Here is a 20,624-nt window from a genome sequence, read left to right as displayed (position 1 = left end):
GGCTCCCGCCATGCCCGATGTCCCGGTGTTCCTGATCGGCTTCGCCGCCGCCGGCAAGACCTCGGTCGGCCGGCGGCTGGCCGACGCGCTCGGCCGGCGGCTGATCGATCTCGACGACGCGATCGCCGCCGCGGCCGGGCAGCCGGTGCCGGCGCTGGTGGCGGCCGACGAGCCCGGGTTCCGGCGGCGCGAGGCCGCGGCGCTGGCCGAGGCCGCCGCAGCCCCCGACGCGCCGATCGTCGCCACCGGCGGCGGCGCCGCGGCCCACGGCGACAACCTCGCGCGCATGCAGGCGGCGGGCGTGGTGATCGCGCTCGACGTGTCGCTGGCCACCGCGCGCGACCGCGCCGCGCCCGGCACCCGCCCGCTGCTCGAGCGGCCGGCGGCCGAGGTCGAGGCGCTGTTCCGCCGGCGCGCGCCGATCTACCGGCGCGCCCACGCCACGATCGCCACCGCCGGGCGCAGCGTCGCCGAGGTCGCCGCGGCCGCGGCCGACGCGGTCGCGCGGGTCGGGTCGACCACGCCCCGGCACCCGTGGGTCGCGCTCGGGGACCGCAGCTACCCGATCGTCATCGACGACCGTCCGCTGACCGAGCTGCTGGCGCCGCACGTGCGCCCCGGGCGCCACGCGCTCATCACCGATCGCAACCTCGCGCCCTGGACCGGTCCGGTGGCCGCCGCGCTGGCGGGCCACGGCGCCGAGCTCCACGTCGAGGTGATCGCGCCCGGCGAGGCCTCGAAGTCGCTCGCGACCTACGAGGCGCTGTGCGCGGCGCTGATCGCCGCCGGCCTCGATCGCGGCGGCACGATCTACGCGCTCGGCGGCGGCGTCGTCGGCGATCTGGCCGGGTTCGTGGCCGCGACGCTGTACCGCGGCCTCGACGTCGTCCACCTGCCGACGACCCTGGTGGCGATGACCGACGCCGCCATCGGCGGCAAGACCGCGGTCGATCTCCCCGCCGGCAAGAACCTGATCGGCGCGTTCCATCAGCCGCGCGCGGTGCTGGCCCACCTGCCGACGCTGGGGACCCTGCCGCCGCGCGAGCGCGCCGCCGGGTTCGGCGAGCTGTGGAAGTACGCGCTGCTCGACGGCGAGGCGCTGTGGACCGCGGTCGAGGCGCTGGCCCCCTGGGCGCGCACCGACGGGCCGGCGCCGGCCGGGACCGCCGCGGTCATCACCGCCGCCGCCACGATCAAGGCCGCGATCGTCAGCGCCGACGAGCGCGAGCGCGCCGGCGTCCGCGTGCTGCTCAACCTCGGCCACACCGTCGGCCACGCGATCGAGGCCGCCGCCGACTGGCGCCTGCTCCACGGCGAGGCGGTCGGGCTGGGCCTGCGGGCGATGGCCCGCGTCTCGCACCGGCTCGGCCTGGCCGGCGCCGACCTCGAGCCGCGGATCGTCGCCGCCCTGACCGCGACCGGCCTGCCGGCCCAGCTCGACCCCTGGCTCGGCCCCGACGTGCTGGGCCGGATCGCCGTCGACAAGAAGCGCGCTGGCGCCGAGGTGCGCTTCGTCGCCTGTGCCGCCCCGGGTGACTGCCAGGTGGTCGCCTTGCCTACCACCGCCTTCGCCGATCTTTTGCGGCCGTGACCGCATGTTTGCTACGATCGATCTTCGACGAGGAGAGCCCATGTCCCGTCCCCAGTACCTGACCACCTTCGCGCTCGTGCTACCGCTGGCCGCCCTCGCCGCTGCCTGCGTCAGCGACAACGCCGACTCCGGCCTCGTGATCGTCCGCAACATCGCGCCCGAGCCGGGGTGCGTGGTCTCGACCAGCTCCGACGTCTTCAAGGCGTCCGGACGCATCGAGGCCGACAGCCCGGTCGGCTACATCTTCACGCCGCTGGTCCGCAACGACCTGGTGACCGGCGACGGCGAGAACCAGACCGCGAAGTCGGTGTTCATCAGCGGCGCCCGGGTGACGATCGACTTCTACGATCCGGATCTGTTCACCGCGGCCGAGCAGACCACGATGGACACCGCCGGCCTGACCAAGTTCGTCTCGCCCAGCTCGGGCGCGATCGATCCCGACGGCGGCACCGCCACGTTCCAGCTCGAGATCGTGCCGACCGAGCTGCTGACGGCGATCGGCGCCAAGCTCACGCCGACCGCGGCCACCCCGGACCCGTCGGCCTTGCTCGACGTCCGCGTCCAGTTCTTCGGCACCCGCTCGGGCTCGGACGTGTCCTCGAACGTGTTCCGCTACCCGGTCGGCGTGTGCGTCGACTGCCTCACCAGGGTGCTGGGCCCATGCGAGGGCCTCGCCGCCGACGGCGAGTACGGGACCGGCGGCAACTGCGGCCCGGTCCAGGACGGCGACCTCGATTGTTGCACCGACGCCCTCGGCGGGCTGGTGTGCCCGGCGGTACCCGCGACGCCGCAGATGTGAATTGACCCGGCGCGCCGCGGCCGTCGCGAGCGCCCGTGATATACCTGCCGACACGCCCATCGCGGCGCGTAGCCGAGGAGCCCGCTTGTTCGCTGAAATCCTCAAGAAGGTGGTCGACAACATCGATGGGAGCCTCGGCGCCGTGATCATGGGCCTCGACGGGATCCCCGTCGAGACCTACACGCGCCAGCCCGATCGGGTCGACGTGAATACGGTCGGGATGGAGTTCAGCTTCATCCTGACCCAGGCGCGGAAGGCCGCCGACAGCGCCAAGCTCGGCGCGTTCGAGGAGATGACCGTCAAGGCCGAGCGCCTCACGCTGGCGCTGCGCATGGTGTCGCCGCAGTACTTCCTGGCGGTGGCGCTGGCGCCCGACGGCAACCTCGGCAAGACCCGCTTCTTGATGCGCCTGGCCGCGCCCCAGCTCGTCGCCCAGCTATGACCCGGCGCGGGGCGCGCCGCGCGCCGGAGCGGCCGATCCCGCCGCGGGTGCTGGTGCTGCACGGCCCCAACCTGAACCTGCTCGGCACGCGCGACCCGATGATCTACGGGACGACGACGCTGGCCGAGATCGACGCCGAGCTGCAGGTCCGGGCGACCGCGCGCGGCGCCGCGATCGAGATCCTGCAGTCGAACCACGAGGGCGCGCTCGTCGACGCGATCCAGGGCGCGCGCGGTCGCTGCGACGCGATCGTCATCAACCCCGGGGCCTACACCCACACCAGCATCGCGATCCGCGACGCGCTCGAGGGCGTCGCCGTCCCCGCGGTCGAGGTCCACCTGTCGAACCTGCACGCCCGCGAGGACTTCCGCCGCGAGTCGCTGGTCGCGGCGCGCTGCGTCGGACAAATCTGCGGTTTCGGCGCGCAAAGCTACTTCCTGGGACTGGACGCGGCGCTAGCGATTGTGGAACGTAGGCGCGCCGAGCGGCCGCGCGACGCCTGATCTGTCCCCACTCCTCGTGGCCGTGTGCGGCCCGAGCGAGTGCGCCGCTGGCGCCCCACTACGACGAGACATCCATGGCTACTGGACGCAAGGGTTCGAAGCAGACCACGCCCGCGATCGCGGCGCCCGCCAGCGCGGCGGCACCTACCGTCGCGGTGACGGGCGCTGGCGGCGACGACATCGTCGCGATCGCGCGCGGCCTGGCCGCGGCGGTGTCCGAGCACCACCTCACCGAGCTGATCATCGAGACCCCCGACGCCACCTTCACGGTGCGCCGGGGCGGTCCGCAGTTCGTCGCGGCCGCGCCGATGCCAGCGCTGGCACCGGCGGCGGTCCACGCCGCGCCGGCGCCCGCCGTCCACGCGGCGGCCCACCCGGCCGCGCCGGCCGCCGCCGTCGACGACAAGGCCCACATCGTCAAGTCGCCGTTCGTGGGCACGTTCTACCGGCGCCCCAACCCCGACTCGCCCGAGTACGTGAAGGTCAACGACAAGGTCGGCAAGGGCTCGGTGCTTTGCATCATCGAGGCCATGAAGCTCATGAACGAGATCGAGGCCGACATCGCCGGCACGCTCCTGGCGGTGCTGGCCGAGGACGGCGCGCCGGTCGAGTACGATCAGCCGCTGTTCAAGATCGCCGTCCCGTAGCCGCCATGTTCAAGAAGGTCCTGGTCGCCAATCGTGGCGAGATCGCGCTGCGGATCATCCGCGCGGTCCGCGAGATGGGGATGAAGTCGGTCGCGGTCTACTCGACCGCCGACGCCGACGCGCTCCACGTCAAGTTCGCGGACCAGGCGGTGTGCATCGGGCCCGCGCCGTCGCGCCAGAGCTACCTGAACATCCCGTCGCTGATCAGCGCCGCCGAGATCACCGGCGCCGACGCCATCCACCCCGGCTACGGGTTCCTGGCCGAGGACCCCGAGTTCGCCGAGGTCTGCGACAAGTGCGGGCTCACGTGGATCGGCCCCCCGGCCCACGCGATGCGCCTGATGGGCGACAAGATCAGCGCCCGGGCCGCGATGAGCGAGGCCGGCGTGCCGATCCTGCCCGGCACCGGGACGATCAACACCGAGGACGAGCTCCGGTCCCACGCCGCGCGCATCGGCCTGCCGGTGATCCTCAAGGCCGCCGCCGGCGGTGGCGGCCGCGGGATGAAGATCATCCACGACCCCGCGCGCCTGGTCAACGACTGGGGCACCGGGCGGTCGGAGGCCGCCGCCGCGTTCGGCAACCCCGACATGTACATGGAGAAGTACTGCGAGCGGCCGCGCCACATCGAGATCCAGGTGGTCGCCGATCGGCACGGCAACTACGCCCACCTCGGCGAGCGCGAGTGCTCGATCCAGCGTCGCCACCAGAAGGTCATCGAGGAGGCGCCGTCGCTGGCGTTGCCCGACGGCGTCCGCACCGAGCTGACCGACGCCGCGGTCAAGGCGATCTCGGCGATCGGCTACTACAACGTCGGCACGCTCGAGTTCCTGCTCGATCGCGACGGCAAGTTCTACTTCATGGAGATGAACACGCGCCTGCAGGTCGAGCACCCGGTCACCGAGCTGGTGACCGGCCTCGACCTGGTGCGCGAGCAGCTCCGGATCGCGATGGGCGAGCGGCTGTCGTTCAGCGGCGTGCGGCGGCCGCGTGGCCACGCCATCGAGATGCGCATCAACGCCGAGGACCCCAACAACTTCGCGCCGTGGCCGGGGCGGATCACCGCGCTGCACCTGCCGGGCGGCCTCGGGGTCCGGGTCGACACGCACATCTACCAGGGCTACGTCGTGCCCCCCAACTACGACTCGATGATCGCCAAGGTCATCGTCCACGACGTCGACCGCCCCAGCGCGATCCGTCGGGCCCGCCGCTGCCTCGACGAGATCGTGATCGAGGGCCCCCGGACCAACATCCCGTTCCTGCGCCGGCTGATGGACTCGCCGGAGTTCCGAGCCGGCGACTTCGACACCGGGTTCGTCGCGCGCTTCCTGGCCGAGTCCAAGTCGGCGTAGTCGCGCCGGTTTCGGAGGAGCTGGGGGCTGGAGGCCGCGGGGCTGACAACCCGGTTGGCCGCTCGCGGCCGGCGCGTCGCTGCGCCTGCAACGTAAAGCTACCGAATCATTGAATCTCTAGCTTGACCCAGGTGACGGCCAGCACGTACGCTCAGCGCTGTTGCGGCTCCACCCCTTCCCGGGTCCCGGTGGCGCGTTTTCGCCCGCCGGCACCCCGCCCCTCGTGGGTGGGTAGCGTCATGGCCTTCAATAAAGAGAAGGTGATGGATGCGGCCCGGAAGTTCGTCGAGAAGGGCCAGGTCGACAAGGCCATCAAGGAGTACCTCCGGGTGGTCCGCGAGGATCCCCAGGACGTCCGGGTCTGGCTCAAGATCGGCGATCTCTACGCGCGCAAGGGCCAGAAGCAGGAGGCCACCGACACGTACCTGAAGGTCGCCCGGTTCTACCAGGACCAGGGCTTCTTCACGAAGGCGGTGGCGGTCTTCAAGCAGATCCTCAAGCTCGACGGGCGCCTCGTCGAGGTGCACCTGAAGCTGGCCGAGCTGTACCGGCAGCTCGGCCTCATGTCCGACGCCATGCAGCACTTCGAGCAGGTGGCGGCGCACTTCCACCGCGAGGGCAAGACCAAGGAGGCGCTCGCGACGGTCCGGCAGCTGGTCGATCTCGATCCCAGCAACGTCGCGACCCGGATCAAGCTGGCCGAGCTGTACTCGAAGGAGGGGATGACCGAGGAGGCGGTGATCGAGTTCACCGCGGTGTGCGAGCAGCTGCGGCGCCAGAACCGCCTCGACGACTTCGTCAAGGTCGCCGAGCGCCTGCTCTGGCACCGGCCCGAGCTGCGCGAGCTCAACCGCGAGCTGGCCGGCCTGTACCTGCGCAAGGGCGATCCCCGGCGCGCGCTCCAGAAGCTGCAGATCTGCTTCAAGGCCGATCCGCGTGACGTCGAGACGCTGGCGCTGCTGGCGCAGGCGTTCCAGGCGCTCGATCAGCGGGCCAAGACCGTCTCGGTGCTCAAGGAGCTGGCGCGGATCCTCGACGAGGGCAAGGAGCGCGGCAAGGCCGAGGAGGTCTACCGCAAGATCCTGCAGTTCGCGCCGGCCGACCCCGACGCGCTCGCGTTCCTCGGGGGCGGCGCCCCAGCCGCGGCGGTCCCGGCGCCGGCGCCACCGCCCGCGCCGACGCCCGGCCGCGCTGGCCGCGCGCGGCAAGCTCAACCTCACCGGCGACGTGCCGGCGCTGCGCGCGCCCAACGATCCGCGCATGACCGGCGCGATGCCGCTCATCGACGAGCGGGCCCTGGCCCACGAGTTCGAGCTGCCCGAGGACGACGCCGCGTACGCGACCGACGAGGTCGCCGACGGCGATCTGGTCGAGGAGGTCGACGACGGCGGCGGGCTCGGCCGCGCCGGCCGGAACGCCGCCGACTTCGCCGCCGACTTCGCGATGGACGATCGCGACGCCCGCGCCGGCTCGGCCGCCGGCGAGGAGCACGCCGACGAGATCGCCAAGATCCTGACCGAGACCGACGTCTACGTGAAGTACGGCCTGCACCAGAAGGCCGTCGACCACCTGCGCAAGGTGTTCGCGCTCGATCCCGAGAACGTCGAGGCGCGCGAGCGGCTCAAGGACGTGCTCCTGGCCCAGGGCCGCGAGCGCGAGGCGATCGTCGAGCTGCTGCGCCTGGCCGAGGTCACGGCCAGCTACGACGGCGAGCGCGCCGAGGGCTACCTGCGCGAGATCCTCGGGGTCGACGGCGGCAACCGGGCCGCCCACGAGCTGATCGAGCGCTTCGGCCTGGACCTCGACGTCGGCAACGTCGCCCGCGCCCCGTCGGAGTTCTCGCTCGATCCGCGCGAGCTGGCCAACGGCGCGGTCGCGCCGGTCGAGGACGACTTCGCGCTCGAGCACGTCGACTACGGCCCGACGACGCGGTCGCCAGGGCGCGCCGACTCGTTCGACGGCATCGATCCGGCGGTGTTCGAGCGCGCGCCCAGCGCCCAGCCCATCGGTCGCGCCGGCCCGGCGCGCGGCCGCGGCGAGGTCGACAGCTTCGCGCCGAGCGCGAGCGACAGCACCCGGCAGGTCGCGGCGTCCGAGGTCGCGGCCCTGGTCGCGCGCACCCGTCACGAGCCGGTCGCCGACGTCGCGATGGGATCGCCGCCGCCGTTCCGAGCCCCGGCGGTGGTCCACGTGCCCGACACGTGGCAGGGGGATCGGGTGCAGGGCCATCGGGCGCAGGGTGACCGGGCGCAGGCCGACCGGGCGCAGGCCGACCGGGCCGAGCGCGGGCCGACCCGCGACGTCCAGGCGATGCGCGACGCGATCGACGCCGAGCTCGACGACGCGCTCGCCGACGACATCGATCAGCAGGTCGCGGCCGAGCTCAGCGGCCACGGGGTCCTGCCGACCTTCGAGGCCACGACCGCCACCGCGCCGGCGAGCGACGACGGCGCGGTCGACGAGGCCGAGCTCGAGCTGCCGTTCGATCCCGAGGCCGCGCGCGCGTTCGACGCGGTCATGCGTCGGCAGGCCAGCCCGAACTCCAACGAGGTCTCGACCTACGACGGGGCGGCGCCGAGCTACGTGCCGGCCGCGACCTACAACGATCCCGACGGCGCCACCCGCCTGGGCATGCCGCCGGGGCTCGTGGCCGAGCCCTACGACGCCAGCTACGCCGCGTCGACCAGCGAGGGCGCGGCCTACGACGGCTACGCCGATCCGCCCGCCTACAGCGCGCCCGGGTACGTCGACCCCGCCGCCTACGCCGATCCGGCGGCGGGCTACGCCGATCCGGCGGCGGGCTACGCCGATCCGGCGGCGGGCTACGCCGATCCGGGCGCGTACGATCAGGCCGCCTACGCCGACGCGCCGGTCTACGTCGAGCCGCCCGCGTACGACGGGCGCACGATCGACGAGGACGCGCTGGCGTACGACGGCCGCCCGCTCGAGGACGTGCTCGAGGAGGCCGACGACTACGCGGCGCAGGGCCTGCTCACCGAGGCCATCGCCCAGCTCCGGGCGCTGCTCGCGCGCCACCCGAACCACCCGCTGGTGTCGATGCGCCTGCGCGACCTCGAGACCGCGGTCCAGCAGGGCGGTGACTCCGGCGGCACCCAGACCGTCGACGTCGACGATCTCGAGGAGCTCGCGGCCGACGAGCTCGAGGCCGAGATCGATCCCAGCGACGACGTCGAGGTGGCGTTCGACGAGGCCCAGCGCGTGCTCGCGGCCCGCCACGATCCCAGCGGCGCCAAGCTGCGGCCGGCGGTCGTGCTCGAGCGGCCGGTCGAGGACTCCGACGCGGACACCCACTTCGATCTGGGCCTCGCCTACAAGGAGATGGGCCTGTTCGACGAGGCCATCAAGGCCTTCGACAAGGTCACGTCGACGCCGCACCGCGAGGTCCAGAGCCGCATGATGATCGGCATGTGCCACCGCGAGCAGAACAACCTGTCCGAGGCGGTGCACCAGTTCAAGGCCGGCCTGCACGCGTCGTCGATCACCGATCGCGAGCGCCAGAGCCTGCTCTACGAGATCGGCACCACCTACGAGGCGCTGGGCGATCCGCGCGAGGCCATCTACTACTACGAGATGGTCGTGAAGCGCGACCCGCGGTTCCTCGACGCCGCCGAGCGCATGCAGCGCCTCCAGGGCGGTCGTGGCCCCGCCGACGCGGCGGCCGCGATCGACAGCCTGCTCGACGACGAGTAGCGCGCGGCCGGGCGCCGCGTGCCGGCTGGGTCGCCCGCGGGGGGCGGTGTCAACGTCGACAACGTTTCGGGTTCGTCGCCGACCGCCCTCGCGCGGGTCGCAGGCGACGGGAGGTCCGGCGGACCGTCGCGACCAGGAGTTGTCAGAGTTGACACCGTCCCCTTGGCGCGGTCAGTAACAGGTCGAGTCGTAGGTGTACGACGTGGGCGCGTCGCCGTATTGGATCCAGCGATCGAACGGGCCGTAGCCGAACGCCCACCGGCCGCACTGGAACAAGCCGTGCTCGGCGATGCAGTCGTCATCGCAATCCGAGCGGCAGGCGGCGCCCGCATCGCCGGCCGCGCACGCGTCGTAGCAGGCGTCGTGGACGCGGCAGCCCTCCGCCGACCCGCACTCGCGCATCGCGTACGTGCACACCTTGGCGTGCCAGCCACAGTCGGCGGTCTGCCACTCGTGGCACTGGGTGACCGTCGGCAGCGACCGGCAGGTGCCGGCGCAATCCGCGCCGCAGGTGCCGCGGCACTGGCTCCCGACGGCGTTGTGGGGGTTGACGGGTTCGACCCCGGGCAAGGTGGCGTCGCAGGTCGGCTCCGGTTGCGCGGTGCACGTGGGCGACGGCGATGGCGATGGTGATGGCGACGGCGACGGCGACGGCGTGGGGGACGGCGACGGTGTTGGCGACGCGGTCGGCGTGGGGGACGGCGACGGCGACGGTGACACGGTCGGCGATGCCGTCGGCGACGTGGTCGGGGAGCCGGATCCCAGCGCCACCTCCGATTCGACGTCGCCGGTGGATGAGGTCTCGGCTTCGTCGGTAAGGCACCCGCCGATCAGCAGGACGACGGCGCCGAGGGCGATCATGCGGGGTTGCATCATGGCTCGGTCGTGTTGCAACCGTCGGACCGGCCGGGGCGCGCGCGCCAGGCCGATCGTCTGGACCTGCGGCCACGCCGCTGCAGGCCCGGACCCGCACCTCGCTGCCCGGAGTCCGCGGCGGCGGGAGGGGACGGTGTCAACGTTGACGACTCCGGGCTCGTCCAGGTCTGCGCCAGGTCGTCGCCGCCCGGGCGCCGCTCGGACGCGGACGGCGCAGCAGTCGCAGTCATCGGGACGTGCCAGGCGAGTTCGTCGCCGGGCGCGGGGCCATCGCCGGCGGGCGGCGCTGACGAGGGCTGCAGCTCAGTCGCGGTACCAGAAGATGTCGGTGCGGCCGTCATGGTCGAAGTCGCCCGCGACCGGATTGAACACACCGTAGACCGAGGCCCGCCGGGACGTGAACTGGGTCGCCTGCGCGGCGCCGGCCCAGATGTAGTCGGTCGTGTGGGCCGGCGCGTCCCAGAAGATGTCGTCGCGGCCGTCGCCGTCGAAGTCGCCGGCGATCGGGAGGTAGCTGTCGACGACGTTGATCCCCGCGACCTTCGTGAACGACGTCGAGCCGTTGCCCAGCGCGTACCAGAGGCGGTCGGCGCCGGCGCCGGCCTTGTACCAGAAGATGTCGTCACCGCGCGCGCCATCGAAGTCGCCCACCACCGGGACGAACGGGCCGCCGGCGTCGACCGCGTAGTGGGCGAGCGACGTGAACGTGGTGCCGCCGGTCGAGTACCAGCGGTTCACGTAGCCGCCGGGCGGGTAGTACCAGAAGATGTCGTCGCCGAGGATGCCGTCGAAGTTGCCGACGATCGGCACGTAGCCCGTCGAGCCGACCGACGCGCTGGTCGTGGTGAAGGTGCGGTTGGCCTGGCCCCACTTGATGTAGTCGGGCGCGGCGCCGGGCCCGTACAGGAACAGGTCGGCGCGGTGGTCACCGTTGAAGTCGCCGGCGAACACGACGAAGTTGGTCGCGGGGAACCAGCCGCTGGTGACCGCTTGCTTGTCGAAGGTGCGGTCGGCGCGGCCCCACCACATCCGGACCTTGGTGTCGCCCGGGTAGTACCAGAGGATGTCGTCGTGACCGTCGTCGTCGAAGTCGCCGCTGATCGGCTGGTACCCGGTGCCGCCGATCGGCGTGTCGGCGGCCGCGAACGTGAACGCGAAGTCAGGATCGGGGCCGTTGGCCCAGGCGATGAAGTCCTCGGCGCCGGTGCCGAGCAGCGGTCGCTTCGACCACAGCTGCGCCGAGGTCGTGCCCAGCGGCGGCTGCCCGGTGGTCTGATCGACGTACGTCGAGCTCGTGGTGTTTGTGAACGCCATGTCGGTCGTGAGGTACGCCTGCATCTTGAGCAGGTCGGAGTCGGAGATGAACGCGGGCGTGCGGTAGTCGACGCGGAACGCGGTCGTCGGCATCGCGTAGCCAGGGCCGTAGCCGCCCATGACGTTGACCTCGACCCCGAAGCTCGACGGGGGCGTATGGAGCGCGCCGTTCCATCGGATCAGGCCAGCGACGCGCGGGTCGCCCCACGGCACCGTGTACGTCGTGTTGCCGATGATGAAGTCGCACTGCGGCGCGTCGAACGGGCCGCCCTTGGATTGGCACGGCGCGCCGCCATCGGACTGGATGACGATCTCCTGGCCGGCGCACGGGTTGGCCTGGTAGTCAGCCTTCGAACTCCAGAACACGGGGCCGGTGCTGGTCAAGCACGCGCGCAGGTCCCACGCGTCAGCCGGGGTCCAGTGGAGTCCGGTGGCCGGATCGATGAGCGCGCTGCCGGCCTCGCTCAGGTGCCGCCCGCCCATGAAGTGCCCCATCTCGTGGGCGAGGTTGGTCGAGGCCTCGGCGCGGCCATCGATGGTGGTCCACATCGTGGCGCCGGCCATGTTGAGGCAACGGCCCGACTGGGGGGCGTTCGCCGAGCTGCCGTCGCCGTCGAGCACCCACACCAGCACCTCATCGGCGCGGCCCCAGTACCCGGCTCCAGCCACCAGCCAGGAGCCACGCGCCTTCTGCTCGTTGTCCGCGAACGCGTTGGCGGGCAGGTCAGGGAAGACCTGCTGCAGCTCCGCGCGGACCTGCGCCCAGCTCACCATCGTCTGGACATTGCGGTGGTAGGTCAGCGGCATGTGGTAGCGCTCGATCGAGCGGGTCCAGAACTTCACGCCCAGCGGCGCGAACACGTCGTTGACGCGGTCGACCGACGCGCGGATCATGTCCGGGGAGATGTAGTCGTCGCAGGTCGGTGTGCCAGGCGCACAGTTCAGGCCCTCGACGAACCGGAGCGGGATCAAGCGCGTGATGGCCACGCGCGCGGTCGCGGCGGGCGGCGCGTCGATCTCGGGGGTGACGCCGCCGTCATCCACGCAGGCGGTCAAGGCGATCGCGGCCGCAGCCGCGGTCAGGTGCATTCTTGTCGAGCCCATGAGTAACCTCCACCCCGGTCGAGTCGGTCGGCCCGCGCGCGTGACCGCGGCATCACGCCACGCGCACGACATTGCCGGCTCTGACCGCCCTCGCGCCGAATCGCGACCGACCGGGAGGGAATGGGGACGGTGTCAACTTTGACAATCTTTCGATCGTCCACGTCGCAGCGCGGTCGCAGCGGCCCGGAACGCGCGTGGGTTCGCTCCAGCCCCGCGCCCCTGGTTCGACGTCGGCCCGCCCTCGCGCGGATCGCCGCTGACCGGCGCTCCCGCCGACCACCGCGCCCCAAAGATTGTCGAAGTTGACACCGTCCCCTCGCTCGCCCTCGCTCGCTCGCTCGCCACGCGAGAGCGGTTGGCAGGCGGCGGCGCGGCCGGGCGCGGGGGCCGCACGCGATCGGCGCGGCGGCGCCTCACCGAACGCGGCGGAGGCGACCGCGCGCACCTTGCCGTCGTACGCCGAACCATTGCCGGCCGGCCGTCGGCCGCGGCATGATCCCGCAATGTCAGTGGACCGTGAGCTGCTGGCGCGCTGGCGAACCCTCGTCGCGCGGCGAGATCCGGAGGCCGCGGAGGGCTGGGAAGATGAGCCGTCGCCATACTTCCTGCACTCGTTCCGACCCGATGGCGCGGGGCTCGAGGAGCTGTTCGTCGACATGCCGCACGGCGAGGAGGTGCTGGCGCGGCTGCGGGCCGTGTTCAAGGCGGGCGACGCGACGAGCGGGCACGCGTACCTGGTGCCGCGCAAGGCGCCGCTCGCGACGCGCGCGCAGCTCCGCGGCTGGGCCCAGGGGTACCTGGAGGCGCTGGCACAGATCGCGCGCGCGGTCGATGCTACGGGGCCGGGGGCGCTCGCGCTCACGGAGGGCGGGCTCGAGGTCGAGGTCGAGGTCGGCCTGGCACCCGAGGAGACCGAGGCGTCGGAGATGCGCACGGTCGTCTACGAGCTGGTGACCGACTTCGGGCACTCGCTGACGCCTGCTTCGGCGCACGGCGACCTGCTTGATGAGCCGCTGTACTGTCTGGCCAACGACTACGCGCTCGCGTTCTACGTGCTGTGGCCGCAGCTGGCGGCGTCGGCCTCGGCGACGGTGGCCGATCCGTTCGCGCCCTACTTCGAGCTGTGGCGCCACCAGGCGACGCTGCGGTACGCGAGCGGCGGCGTCCAGGTCTACGTGCCGGCGCGCGCGCGGGGCGGCCAAGTTGGCGAGCGCCTCACGGTCGGCGCCGCCCGCCGCCGACGGCCCCGCGCTCGACGCGGCGTGGGCGGCGCTGGAGGAGGGCTTGGGCGCCGACCTGACGCTGCTCCGGCGCGGCGCGAAGCCAGGCGAGCTGGCTGAGCTCGAGCGCGCGCTGGGGCAAGCGATCCACCCGTCGGTGCGGGCGGCGCTCCTGCGCCACGATGGCTCGCGCGATCTGCTCGGCGAGTCGATCGAATGGCAGCTCCTGAACGCGCGGGAGGTCTGTGAGATGCGGCGCGACTGGGGCACGGCGGCGCCGACGGGGTGGTGGCCGCTCGCAGCGAACGAGCCACGGCTCCTGTGCGTGGACGGGCGCGGGTGCGTGATGGAGGTCGACGTGGACTTCGAGGAGCGGCCGCGCGCGATCGCGGCCTCGGTGGCGGCCTGGCTGACCGCGATCGCGCCGCCGCCGCGGGTCCGCCCGGACGATGGGCTCGTGCCGCTGATCGAGCAACTGGTGGCGGATGGCGAGCTGGAGCTGGCCGAGGGTGCGAGCCTCGATCAGCTGGCCGACGCGATCCGCGAGAGGATGACCGACGGCGACGACGCCAAGCAGCGCGCGACCCTGGCCCTCGCGGCGCTGATCCGCAGCGCGTTGGTCGAGGAGGTCTACCTCGACGAGGCCGCGCTCGCGCGACGGCTGGCGGCGCTGACGTGAGAGCCCAAGGGGAGCCCTAGGGGGACGGTGTCAACTTTGACAACTTATGGTTCGTTCCGGTCGGCGCCCGGTCGCGCTCGGTACGCACGCGAGTCGCTGCCGCTCGGTACGCGCGCGGGCCGCTCGCTACGCGCCATCTGCGTTCGACGCCGGCGCGCCTCTCGGGGACCGCTTCCGACCGGAGTTCCGGCGGGTCGGCCCCCAAGATTGTCAAAGTTGACACCGTCCCCCTTCCCCTCGCGCCGGCTGACCAGGGCGTCGAGGGGACGGTGTCAACTTTGACAACTTTTCGGACGTCCAGGCCGCAGCCCGGTCGCAACTGATGTACGAGCGGCGGTATCGGTAGCCGCCCGCTGGGGTCTGCGCGGCGCGAGGCGCCGGCTAGCGGATCCGCCACTGCTGTGTAACTGGCTGAGATTACATGGCGCCGGGCCGGCACAGCGCGTGCTCCTACCGGTCCCATGCGCACGCCCCTCCTGCTCGTCGCCGCCGTCACCGCTGGCCTCGCGTCCACGGCGTGCACCGACGGCGTCGATCTCGACGCCGACGACCCCGAGGACAGCGTCTTCGTCGACGACGGCAAGGCCGACGACTTCCTGAGCCTGTCGGCCCAGGAGTACACGCTCGAGGGCCACTCGACCGTCGTGCTCGACGCCGCGCTCGCCGATCGGCCGGCGACCGAGCGCCTGGCCGCGGCCAAGCAGCTGATCGGCTACAAGCAGATCGCGATCGCGTGGTTCGTCACGCAGTACCTGGTCGACAAGGAGGAGGAGGATCCCAACGCGTCGTTCGGCGGCTTCGGCGGCATGGCCAAGGCCGGCGCCTACGAGGACCTCGAGATCAGCGAGCGCGCCGATCACGTGACCTTCGACTTCACGTTCCGGCAGATCGCCGCCGGCGGGCGCTCGCTGATGAACCGCCTGCCGACCCGCGTCGTCGGCGGCGAGACCGTCTTCGATCTCGAGATCGGCCGCCCGAGCAACGCCGAGCTGGCGCAGCTCGAGACCAACGCCGAGTGGTACCGCAACGCGCCGTGGGACGGCTGGAACCCGGCGACGGTCGCGGCCGACAAGAAGGAGAACATCACCTTCGCGATCGCCCGGGCCCAGCCCTCGACCGACGGCTTCTTCGATCTCGCGCGGCTCACCGAGGACGGCAAGCTCGACATCGACGTGTACTTCGGCTGGGACTACCACGCGCAGTACCACCTCGTGCACTCGCAGCAGTTCTTCACCTGGCTGAAGGCCCAGGGCTTCCGCGCGCCGGTGGCGAGCTGGGACAAGCTGACCACGACCTCGGGCGCGTTCACCCGCACGGTCAAGGCCGACGGCCGCACCATCACCGTCGAGGTCCGGATGTACTTCGGCAAGCCCGGCGCCAGCACCGACCCCGACACCGACGCCGGCGGCCGGCGCCTCGAGCAGCTGGCGCTGAACTCGCTCGCGCGCCGCGACGTGATCGTCTACTCCGGCCACTCGGGCCCGTTCTACGGGTTCGCGCTCGCGAACTGGAAGAAGACCGACGAGGGCGATCTCGACGACGCCGACATCCGGGTCGCGCCGATGCCGGCCGATCGCTACCAGGTGGTCTTCGCCGAGGGCTGCGACACGTACCAGATCGGCACCGCGTTCAAGGAGAACCCGAACAAGCGCGGCGCCAACGTCGACGTCATCACGACCACGTCGTTCTCGGACGCGTCGACCCCGGCCCCGGTCGAGCACTTCATCAACGCCCTGCTCGCGCGCGACAGCCAGCAGCGCCTGCGGCCGCAGCCGGTGTCGGGCCTGCTGACCCGCCTCGACGGCAACTCGGCCGGCTTCACGTCGATGTACGGCATGCACGGCATCGACGACAACCCCAAGGTCGTGCCGTGGGCGCGCACGGACCGCTTCGGCTCCAAGTGCAAGACCAACGCTGACTGCGGCGGCCCGGGCAACCTGTGCGTCGGCGCGACCGCCGCCACCAAGAAGTGCACCGCCGCGTGCGCGGGCGTCGGCGGCTGCGGCGACGGCTACACCTGCCGCGCGGTCGCGTCGAGCTCGTCGGCCACGATCTACGGCAAGGCCTGCGCGAAGCTCTGAGCGCCGCGGACCGCGTGGGCCGCGCGCCCTGAGCTCCGGGGGCGGATCGCGCGGCCGCGCTCCCGGCGCAGACCGCTGGCACTTCGCCGCGCTGGCCTCGGGCCGCCGCGTGCTGCGCGCGGCCGATGGCGCTGCCCACGTCCCGCGCGCGCTACGCCGCCAGCACTTCCTGGGCGCGCAGCACCGCGGCCGGCCGCTTCTTCACGCCGAGCCGCTGGTACAGGCGGAACAGCCGGCTCTTGATCGTGCCGGTGCGGACGCCGAGGCTCTGCGCGATCTCGTCGTTCGACAGCCCGCGCCACAGGAGCGACAGCAGGCGGGCGTCGGTGATCGGCAGCCCCAGGCCGCGCGCCAGCTGCTCGGCGATCTGCCGGGCGCCCGAGCCTTGCGCCACCGCCAGCTCGAGCAGCAGCGCCCCGGGTCGCGGCAGCGCCCGGGCCCGCAGCCGCACGGTCAGGTCGCCGTGGACCAGGCGCTCGACCGCCTGACCCTGGCGGTCGACCTGGGCCCGGACCGCCGGCAGCGCCTCGGCCAGCCAGGTCGGCATGACCGCGAGCGGGCTCTCCAGGAACGAGCGCGCGCTGGCGTTCATATAGAGGGCGCGATTGGTGGCGTCGGCCACCACCACCGCCAGCTCCGCGCTCTCGAGCACCGACATCAACAGGTCGACCGTCGCGGTCGGCGCGTCCGACGCCCGGGGCATCAAGATCGCGCGGTCCAGTGCGACAGGGGTGAACGGGGTCGTGGAGGTCAGCATCACCTACCTTTGTTCACGTCTCGTGCCGAACCGTGAACCCAGGTTTCGCAGCCACTTGCGCCGCTGATCGGCTGTCCGGAGCCGGACACCGGTGATCGGAGGCGATCACTGCGGGTTGCAGTCCGCCCGTCAGCCGCGGTCGCCGCCCCGCGTCAGGCGCGGTCGTCAGGCGCCGTCGCCGCCCAGCACCAGGGCCAGGTTGGTCGCGGTGACCCGGTGCAGCGAGGCGCTCAGCGACACCGGCCGGAAGCCGTCGAAGACCAGCTCGATCTTGTCGATCGGGCCGATGTGGAGCCGGTCGCAGGTGCCCGACAGCCCGCCGGCGCGCACGTCCTTGAGGGTCATGTCGAGCACGCCGATCGCCGCCGTGAGCGCGCCGGGCCCCGGGGGGTGGACCAGGCCGCCGCCGACCTGGAGGTCGACGATGCCAGGGGCGTCGTCGCCACCGAACAGGATCGCGCCGCCGCCGACGTCGACGTGACGGGGCGCCGCCATCGACAGCTTCACCGCGACGTCGGAGATCGCCAGCGACCGGAGGGTCTGGCGACCGCCGCTGCCGTCCTTGGTCCCGGCCCTGCGGCCGCGGCTCTCCGGGATCCGGAAGTCAGCCAGGCACCGCAGCGGCACCCGGTTGAACACGGCGATCATCATGGCCGCGGGGTCGAGCGCCCACGAGATGATCTCCTTGGTCGCCATCAGCGGGACGCCCCAGCCGACCTGGAACCGACCGTCTTCGATCCCGACGTCGACGAACTGCCCCTCGAGCCACGACAGCCCCGACTCGAGCGCGCGGTAGTCGAAGCAGCCGTCCTTGATCGCCACCTTCACGTGCTGATCGAGCGTGCGCGTGCCGACCACCGGCAGGTCGAGCACCACCTTGAGCCGGAACGCCAGCTCGCCGTTGACCGCGTCGAGGAAGTGCAGCTTGCCCTGCCGCAGCGGCGGCGGTCCGGGCGGCGGTGGCGGCGGTGTCGGCGGCGTCGGCAGGTGGAACGCCGACAGGTCCGGCAGCTTGAGCCGCATGTCCGCGAGCGACGCGTGCGAGGCCACCAGCTCCATGCCGCCGCCCGCGGCCCGCGTCAGCACGAGGCCATGCGGGAACTCGGCCCGCGCGAACTTCAGCTCGAACCGCCCTTGCTTGTCGCGCACGACCAGGTCGCCCGCCGACGCCGACTCGGTCGACCACTGCACCCGCGCCAGGCTCGCGCGGAGCTGATCGAACGCGACCTCGCGCGCGCGGTACTCGATCGTGCCGGCCTCGCCGCGGAGCGCGTCGATGTGAGCGCGCGGAAAGTCGAGGCGGCGCGCATCGTCGGATATGGTCACACCAAAGCCGTCGACCTTGATGTCACCCGTGGCACGCTGAGAGGACACGCCACATCCTAGCCCAGGCGGGCGGCTCGCGTCCCCGGCTGGCGACGCATCTTACCGTAACGACTGATGGGTCGGGCCGCATGCGAACATCTTTGTGATCCCGGTCGACAACGTGGGGGGCGATGTTGCATACTCGGCGAACCGTGGAAGGTGTACTGGGTTCGTACCGGATCATGAAGAAGCTGGGGGAGGGCGGCATGGGCGCCGTGTTCCTCGCGGAGCACGCGCTGATCGGCCGCCGTGCAGCGGTGAAAGTCCTGCACCCGGCGATGTCGTCCAACCAGGACATCGTGCAGCGCTTCTTCAACGAGGCGCGGGCCGCGACCGCGATCGCCGACCCCGGCATCGTCCAGATCTTCGATTTCGGCTACCACACCGACGGCAGCGCCTACATCGTCATGGAGTTCCTCGAGGGCGAGGCGCTCGACACGCGGCTCAAGCGCCAGGGCCGGCTCGCGCCCGAGGACGCGCTGCGGATCCTGCGGCAGGTGGCGTCGTCGCTGCACGCCGCCCACAGCCGCGGCATCATCCACCGCGATCTCAAGCCCGAGAACATCTTCCTCGTGCCCGACCGCGAGGTCGCCGGCGGCGAGCGGCCCAAGATCCTCGACTTCGGCATCGCCAAGCTGTCCAACGACGCGGGCAGCAAGGTGAAGACCCAGACCGCGGCGATCATGGGCACGCCGCTGTACATGTCGCCCGAGCAGTGTCGCGGCGCCGGCCACGTCGATCACCGCAGCGATCAATACGCGCTCGGGTGCATGCTCTATCACCTGCTCGTCGGGCGGGTGCCGTTCGACGGCGAGGGCGTCGGCGAGATCATCGCGGCCCACATGATGACGCCGCCGACGGCGCCGTCGCAGTGGGTGCCGGGGCTGCCGCCGGCGGTCGACGCGCTGGTGCTGCGGCTCCTGGCCAAGCGGCCCGAGGAGCGGTTCGCCGACGCGGCCGAGCTGGCCCAGGCCTGCGACGCGCTGCTGAGCGGCGGCATGCACCAGCCGGCGTCGTCGTTCGTCGGCAGCGCGCAGCTGCCCACGGTCATGGCGCCGAGCGCCGCGGGCATGAGCGGCGCCGGGATCACGGGCGCGCCCGGCCTGACGACGCTGTCGGGCGCCGCGGGCGCGGCGCCGGCCCGGGGCACCGTCGCGTCGCCGCCGGGCAAGAAGCGCGGCGGCGTGATCGCGATCGGGGCGGTCGGGGCGGTCGCGGCGGTCGCGGTCGCGGTGGTGCTGGCCTCGGGCGGCGGCAAGGGCACGGGCGCGACGCCCGGCAGCGCCGCCCAGACGCCGACGCCGGTCGAGCCGGGGCCGATCGCGGCGACGGCGGTCGAGCCTGCGGCGGTCGAGCCTGCGGCGGTCGAGCCTGCGGCGGTCGAGGACAAGCCCGCGGCCGCGCCGGCGCTGCCCGACGCCGAGATCGCGCTGGTGTTCGCGATCGACAACTCCGGCTCGATGGCCGGGCGCGAGAAGCTCGTGCGCGCGGCGCTGCGCGACGCGCTGGCCGCGCTGCCGGACGACGCGCTGGTCGGGCTGGTGAGCTTCGACAGCGCCGCGGCGGTGGTCGCGCCGCTCGCGGTGATCGATCGCGCGGCGCTGGCCGCCCAGGTCGACGCGCTGCGCCCCGGCGGCGGCAGCAACCTGGTCGCCGGCCTGGCCAGCGCCCGCGCGACCGTGCGCGTCGCGCCGGCGAGCGCCACGCGCACCGTGCTGGTGCTCGCCGAGAGCGTCGGGCCCACCGAGGGGCTCGCGGCCGAGGTCGCGGCCACGCTCGCCGATCGGATCCGGGTGTCGACGTTCGCGCTCGACGGGGCCGATCGCAAGACGCTCGCGGGCATCGCCAAGCAGACCGGCGGCGCGGCCTACGACAAGCTGCGCAGCGGCGACGTCGCGCGGGCCTTCAGCAAGGAGATCACGCACCTGAGCGGCGGCGACGTCGCGACGACGACGACGCGGCCCACCGGCCGGCCCGGCAGCGGCAAGAAGGATCCGCCTGGCGGCGCCGGGGCCGGGACCGCGGTCACCACGACGCCGCCGACGACCACGACGACCACGACGACCACGACGACCACCGACAAGCCCAAGGTCCCGGGCGACCTCGACGGCGACGGCATCCCCGACGAGCGCTGACCGCGCGTCGTGTTCCGGCCCCATCACTCACCGAACTCCGAGAGAGCC

15 protein-coding genes and 1 pseudogene are annotated in these 20,624 nt (G+C 72.5%); 12 read left to right on the top strand and 4 right to left on the bottom strand.

Annotated elements, in window-relative coordinates; all coding sequences use genetic code 11:
• Positions 1 to 10 precede the first annotated feature (10 nt).
• The 8 genes and pseudogenes from IPL61_36075 to IPL61_36040 all read left to right on the top strand — a co-directional run bounded on the left by IPL61_36075 (position 11) and on the right by IPL61_36040 (position 9,045).
• Entirely contained in the window at positions 11 to 1,591 is a 1,581-nt protein-coding gene (locus IPL61_36075) for a bifunctional shikimate kinase/3-dehydroquinate synthase (protein MBK9036611.1), read from the top strand.
• 40 nt (positions 1,592 to 1,631) lie between these two features.
• Positions 1,632 to 2,390, top strand: coding sequence for a hypothetical protein (locus tag IPL61_36070; protein MBK9036610.1), 759 nt, complete (start codon positions 1,632 to 1,634; stop codon positions 2,388 to 2,390).
• Between the two features lie 85 nt (positions 2,391 to 2,475).
• Positions 2,476 to 2,832 (top strand): roadblock/LC7 domain-containing protein, encoded by a 357-nt coding sequence (locus tag IPL61_36065; protein ID MBK9036609.1) that lies wholly within the window; start codon positions 2,476 to 2,478, stop codon positions 2,830 to 2,832.
• Positions 2,829 to 3,335 (top strand): type II 3-dehydroquinate dehydratase, encoded by a 507-nt coding sequence (gene aroQ / locus IPL61_36060; GenBank protein MBK9036608.1) that lies wholly within the window; start codon positions 2,829 to 2,831, stop codon positions 3,333 to 3,335. The genes IPL61_36065 and aroQ overlap by 4 nt, the downstream gene beginning before the upstream one ends.
• Before the next feature lie 74 nt (positions 3,336 to 3,409).
• On the top strand, positions 3,410 to 3,982 hold the full coding sequence (accB, locus tag IPL61_36055) for an acetyl-CoA carboxylase biotin carboxyl carrier protein (protein ID MBK9036607.1): 573 nt from the start codon (positions 3,410 to 3,412) through the stop codon (positions 3,980 to 3,982).
• 5 nt (positions 3,983 to 3,987) lie between these two features.
• Positions 3,988 to 5,334: an acetyl-CoA carboxylase biotin carboxylase subunit gene (gene accC / locus IPL61_36050; protein MBK9036606.1), complete on the top strand. Its 1,347-nt coding sequence runs from the start codon at positions 3,988 to 3,990 to the stop codon at positions 5,332 to 5,334.
• 239 nt (positions 5,335 to 5,573) lie between these two features.
• A pseudogene (locus IPL61_36045) lies at positions 5,574 to 5,936 on the top strand (tetratricopeptide repeat protein).
• Between the two features lie 658 nt (positions 5,937 to 6,594).
• Positions 6,595 to 9,045, top strand: a complete 2,451-nt coding sequence (locus IPL61_36040) for a tetratricopeptide repeat protein (protein ID MBK9036605.1) — start codon at positions 6,595 to 6,597, stop codon at positions 9,043 to 9,045.
• Positions 9,046 to 9,216: 171 nt separating this feature from the next.
• Here IPL61_36040 and IPL61_36035 read toward each other — a convergent pair whose 3' ends face one another.
• On the bottom strand, positions 9,217 to 9,615 hold the full coding sequence (locus IPL61_36035) for a hypothetical protein (protein ID MBK9036604.1): 399 nt from the start codon (positions 9,613 to 9,615) through the stop codon (positions 9,217 to 9,219).
• Positions 9,616 to 10,224: 609 nt separating this feature from the next.
• Positions 10,225 to 12,339: a VCBS repeat-containing protein gene (locus IPL61_36030; GenBank protein MBK9036603.1), complete on the bottom strand. Its 2,115-nt coding sequence runs from the start codon at positions 12,337 to 12,339 to the stop codon at positions 10,225 to 10,227.
• 503 nt (positions 12,340 to 12,842) lie between these two features.
• Here IPL61_36030 and IPL61_36025 point away from each other — a divergent pair.
• The 3 genes from IPL61_36025 (at position 12,843) to IPL61_36015 (ending at position 16,319) form a co-directional block, all read left to right on the top strand.
• Positions 12,843 to 13,679 (top strand): hypothetical protein, encoded by an 837-nt coding sequence (locus IPL61_36025; protein MBK9036602.1) that lies wholly within the window; start codon positions 12,843 to 12,845, stop codon positions 13,677 to 13,679.
• The gene (locus IPL61_36020; GenBank protein MBK9036601.1) at positions 13,624 to 14,238 is read left to right on the top strand and encodes an SMI1/KNR4 family protein; all 615 of its coding nucleotides are present in this window, start codon (positions 13,624 to 13,626) and stop codon (positions 14,236 to 14,238) included. The genes IPL61_36025 and IPL61_36020 overlap by 56 nt, the downstream gene beginning before the upstream one ends.
• A gap of 461 nt (positions 14,239 to 14,699) precedes the next feature.
• A complete protein-coding gene (locus IPL61_36015; protein ID MBK9036600.1) occupies positions 14,700 to 16,319 on the top strand; it encodes a hypothetical protein in 1,620 nt (539 codons plus the stop codon).
• A 151-nt stretch (positions 16,320 to 16,470) separates the two neighbouring features.
• Here the strand turns inward: IPL61_36015 and IPL61_36010 are convergent, their stop codons facing one another.
• Together IPL61_36010 and IPL61_36005 are read right to left on the bottom strand one after the other, a co-directional pair.
• The gene (locus tag IPL61_36010; protein ID MBK9036599.1) at positions 16,471 to 17,022 is read right to left on the bottom strand and encodes a hypothetical protein; all 552 of its coding nucleotides are present in this window, start codon (positions 17,020 to 17,022) and stop codon (positions 16,471 to 16,473) included.
• A gap of 219 nt (positions 17,023 to 17,241) precedes the next feature.
• Positions 17,242 to 18,450, bottom strand: coding sequence for a hypothetical protein (locus IPL61_36005; GenBank protein ID MBK9036598.1), 1,209 nt, complete (start codon positions 18,448 to 18,450; stop codon positions 17,242 to 17,244).
• 173 nt (positions 18,451 to 18,623) lie between these two features.
• Between IPL61_36005 and IPL61_36000 the strand changes: the two genes are divergently transcribed.
• Entirely contained in the window at positions 18,624 to 20,576 is a 1,953-nt protein-coding gene (locus IPL61_36000) for a protein kinase (GenBank protein ID MBK9036597.1), read from the top strand.
• The last annotated feature ends 48 nt before the right edge of the window (positions 20,577 to 20,624 follow it).

The organism is Myxococcales bacterium (genome assembly GCA_016717005.1).
Classification (GTDB): domain Bacteria; phylum Myxococcota_A; class Polyangia; order Haliangiales; family Haliangiaceae; genus UBA2376.
The sequence above is the reverse complement of the archived record's forward strand: the minus strand, read 5'-3'. Positions and strand labels throughout refer to the sequence as shown.